General features: G+C 67.1%; 4 protein-coding genes. All 4 read right to left on the minus strand.

All coding sequences use genetic code 11. The features are described from left to right. Window positions 1-884: NAD(P)/FAD-dependent oxidoreductase (locus AACR77_RS18375; protein WP_231563282.1), on the minus strand; the 884-nt coding region annotated here is incomplete at its 3' end. 26 nt (window positions 885-910) lie between these two features. Next, window positions 911-1732, minus strand: a complete 822-nt coding sequence (locus tag AACR77_RS18380) for an ABC transporter ATP-binding protein (RefSeq protein WP_042883280.1) — start codon at window positions 1730-1732, stop codon at window positions 911-913. A gap of 31 nt (window positions 1733-1763) precedes the next feature. Beyond that, window positions 1764-2723 carry an ABC transporter permease gene (locus AACR77_RS18385; protein WP_052224832.1) on the minus strand — a complete coding sequence of 320 codons (960 nt, stop codon included), beginning with the start codon at window positions 2721-2723 and terminating at the stop codon, window positions 1764-1766. Window positions 2724-2737: 14 nt separating this feature from the next. Then, window positions 2738-4093 carry a CmpA/NrtA family ABC transporter substrate-binding protein gene (locus tag AACR77_RS18390; protein ID WP_042883281.1) on the minus strand — a complete coding sequence of 452 codons (1356 nt, stop codon included), beginning with the start codon at window positions 4091-4093 and terminating at the stop codon, window positions 2738-2740. Between the last annotated feature and the right edge of the window lie 135 nt (window positions 4094-4228).

A 4228-nucleotide genomic window follows, 5' to 3' on the forward strand; every position in this document is an offset into this window, starting at 1 on the left:
CAGCCGTCGTCGATGCAGATGCCGCCGCGCTCCCCGACCTCCAGCCCGGATTGCCGGGCCAGGGTGTCGGCGGGTCGAATACCGGCGGAGAACAGCAGCACGTCGGTCTCAATGTGGGAACCGTCCTTGAAACGCAGGCGATGACGGGCCTGCTCCCCCTGCTCGATGCACTCGGTGGCTTTCTCCACCAGCACCTCGACCCCGAGGGCCTGGATCTTGTCCCGCAGCACGGCGCCGCCGCTCTCGTCGAGCTGCACCGGCATTAGCCTTGGGGCGAACTCCACCACCTGGGTCTTGAGGCCGAGCAGGCGCAGGGCGTTGGCCGCCTCCAGCCCCAGCAGGCCGCCACCGATGACCACGCCGCTGCGGGCCTGGGCGCAGGCATCGCGGATGGCAGCGAGATCTCCCAGGGTGCGATAGACGAAGCAGCCCTCCCGCTGATGACCGGGGATGGGGGGCACGAAGGGGACAGAGCCGGTCGCCAGCACCAGACGGTCGTAAGGGAACTGCTCGCCGTTGGCCAGCGTCAGGGTGCGGGCCGCCCGGTCGAGCACCTCCACCTCGGCCCCCAGTCGCAGCGTTATGCCGCTCTCTTCATACCAGGCGGGGTCGGCCATGCGCAGGGCCTGGGGTGCCTTGCCGCCGAATACCTCGGAGAGGTGCACCCTGTCGTAGGCGGCGTCAGGCTCGGCGCCAAACACCGTCACGTCGAACCGCTCGAGGCCGCCCGCCGCCACCAGCTGTTCGACGAAGTGGTGACCCACCATGCCGTTGCCCACCACCAGCAGCCGTTGCTTTGCGGTCTGTTCGGCGGAACCACTGTTCTGGCGACCGAGCAGGCCCATGCCGTCCTCTGTCACCCACTGTTGCTCTTTGTCAGTCATGTCTCTCTTCCTTGAATCCGGCGGGCTCAGGCGCGCAGCTTGCTGCGCACCTGCCCGGCTGCCTTGAGGGGGGTCACCTTGCGTTGCTTCTCGTAGAGGAAGCGCAGCACCTGCTGGCGCAGCTTGTGGTAGTGGGGATCGTCCGCCAGGGCGACCCTGTCTCTGGGCCTTGGCAGGTCGACGGTCAGGATCTCTCCGACCGTGGCGCTGGGGCCATTGGTCATCATGACGATGCGATCGGAGAGCAGCACCGCCTCGTCCACGTCGTGGGTGATCATGATGACGGTGTTGCCAAGCTCCGCCTGGATCGCCATCAGAGCATCCTGCAGATGGGCCCGGGTCAGGGCATCGAGGGCGCCGAACGGTTCGTCCATCAGCAGCACCTTGGGGGAGAGCGAGAGGGCGCGGGCGATGCCGACCCGCTGCTTCATCCCCCCCGACAGCTCGTGGGGCATCTTCTGGCTGGCGTGATCCATCTGCACCAGGGAGAGGTAGTAGTCCACCCGCTCCGACACCGCCCGCTTGTCAGACTCCACCTGGGCCACCGCCAGCGCCACGTTCTGCTGGACGCTGAGCCAGGGCAGCAGGGCGTGGTTCTGGAACACCATGGCCCGCTCGGGCCCCGGGCCCGCCACCTCGCGACCATCGAGAATGATGCCCCCCAGGGTCGGCTCCAGCAGCCCGGCCACCAGGTTGAGGACGGTGCTCTTGCCGCAGCCCGAGTGACCGATGAGGGAGACGAACTCCCCCTTCTCGATGCGCAGGTTGACCCGGCTCAAGGCCTCGAAGCTGCCCTGCTCCGTCTCGAACGAGATGCCGACGTCGCTTATCTCCAGATAACTCTTCATTGGCTCTTCTCCTGCCTGAATAGAAATGTGATTAACGCAGCACCTGGCGCTTGTCCCAGGACAACCACTGCTGCAGGGCCAGCATGCCCCTGTCCAGGGCGCAACCGATGAGGCCTATGGTGATCACCGCTACCATGATGCGGGCCAGAGACGCAGAGCCGCCGCTCTGGAACTCGTCCCACACGAACTTGCCGAGCCCCGGGTTCTGGGCCAGCATCTCCGCCGCGATCAGCACCATCCAGGCCACCCCCAGGGAGAGCCGCAGCCCGGTGAAGATCATGGGCAGGGCCCCGGGCAGCACGATGCGCCGCACGTGGGTCACAAAGGAGAGGCGCAGCACCCGGCTGACGTTGTGCAGATCCCCATCCAGCCCCGCCACCCCCACCGCCGTGTTGATCAGGGTCGGCCAGAGGGAGCAGAGGGTCACCGTCAGGGCCGAGGTGAGGAAGGACTTGGCAAGCCAGGGGGCGGGATTGGCGTAGAGGGCGCTCACCACCAGGGTGATGAGGGGCAGCCAGGCCAGCGGCGACACCGGCTTGAGCAGCTGGATCACCGGGTTGGCTGCGCGATAGAGCCCCTGATTCATGCCGAGCAGCACCCCGCACGGAATGGCGATCAGGGTCGCCAGCGCGAAGCCGCACAGCACGGTGAGCAGGCTGGTGGCTATCTGATCGAAGAAGGTGGGACGCCCTGTGTAGGGACGCAGCTTCACCTCGGCCGCCGGATCCGCCGCCAGCCTTGCCGCATTGCGCACCTGCTGGCGCTCGAGGAAGGCCGCCGCCTTCTCCCGCTCCTGCAGATGCTCCTGCCCGAGGGACCAGAGCTGGCTGGCGGTGGCGAGCGGCCCCGGCAGGGTGCCCAGACTGGTCTGCACCTGGCTCGCCCCCCACTGCCAGAGGCCGAGGAAGAGCAGCACGCCGAGCAGGGGCTGCACCATGATTTTCCAGTTGATGGCTTTTAAATGGATGAGGGGCCATGCGTGTCGTTTCATCGGGATCTCCTTGCTCATTGCACCCGCTCATCGCCCTTGAGGCCGATGGCGAACTGTTGCAGGTAGGCGTTGGGGTGGCGGCCGTCATAGATGAGGCCGTCGATGAAGCCATCCTGGGGGCCGCGATAGCCCTGCTCGCTGGCAAAGTCGGGGAAGTCGGTGGCCTTGAGCTTGCCCTCGGCGATCAGCGCCTCGGCGGCCTGGCGATAGACATCCGGTTGATAGACGGCCCTGGCCACCTGCTCGAACCAGGCATCCGGTCTGGCCTCGGGGATCTGGCCCCAGCGCCGCATCTGGGTCAGATACCAGATGGCGTCGGAGTAGTAGGGATAGGTGGCGTGATGGCGGAAGAAGACGTTGAAATCCGGCACCTGGCGCTTGTCCCCCCTGGCGTACTCGAAGGTGCCCGTCATGGAGTTCGCGATCACCTGCTCGTCCGCCCCCACGTACTCGGGTTTGGCCAGCAGCTTGGCCGCCGCGCGCCGGTTGCCGTTGTCGTCTGCATCCAGCCACCAGGCCGCCCGCAGCAGCGCCTTCACCAGCCGCACATGGGTGTTGGGGTGACGTTCGGCCCACTGCCGGGTGACGCCGAACACCTTCTCCGGGTTGTTGCGCCAGATCTCGTTATCCGTGATGACGGGCACCCCTATGCCCCTGGCGACCGCCTGCTGGTTCCAGGGCTCCCCCACGCTGTAGCCGGCGATGGTGCCCGCCTCCAGGGTGGCGGGCATCTGGGGGGGCGGCGTCACCGACAGCAGCACGTCCGCCTGGCGCTGGCCCGAGTTGTCCCCGAGTTGGGGGGCATAGAAGCCGGGGTGCAGGCCGCCTGCCGCCAGCCAGTACCTCAGCTCGTAGTTGTGGGGGGAGACGGGGAAGACCATCCCCATGTTGAAGGGCTTACCCCCCTGACGATAGTTCGCCACCACGGGCTTGAGGGCGGCGGCACTCACCGGGGGCGGCACCTGGCCCGCCTGCGGCCTGGGCAACTGGGGCGCCATGGCGGCCCAGACGCTGTTGGCCACCGTGATGGCGTTGCCGTTGAGATCCATGGCAAACGCCGTCACCAGCTCGGCCTGGGTGCCGATGCCGATGTGGGCCGCCAGGGGCTGGCCCGCCAGCATCTGGGCACCGTCCAGCTCGCCGTCTATCACCCTGTCCAGCAATATCTTCCAGTTCGCCTGGGCTTCGAGGGTGACGTAGAGTCCCTCATCCTCGAAATAGCCCCGCTCGTAGGCCACCGCCAGCGGCGCCATGTCGGTCAGCTTGATGAAGCCGAGCCTGAGCTCCTCCTGCTCCGGGGCTCCCAGTGCCAGCACCGGCAGCGACAGCGCCGCCAGCAGCAGCCCCGCACATCCTTGTCGTCCGTTCATTGCATCTCCTCCCTCGGTTCCGGGTCAGGGCCATGGCGCCAGGCTGCCTGGAATCGCAGTGCCACCTCGTTGCAGCGCTGCGACCCAAGGTGCGTCGCGACCAAAAAAAAGCCCCGCCGATCCGGGATCGGCGGG

It is taken from the genome of Aeromonas sp. ZOR0002 (assembly GCF_963866995.1).
Classification (GTDB): domain Bacteria; phylum Pseudomonadota; class Gammaproteobacteria; order Enterobacterales; family Aeromonadaceae; genus Aeromonas; species Aeromonas caviae.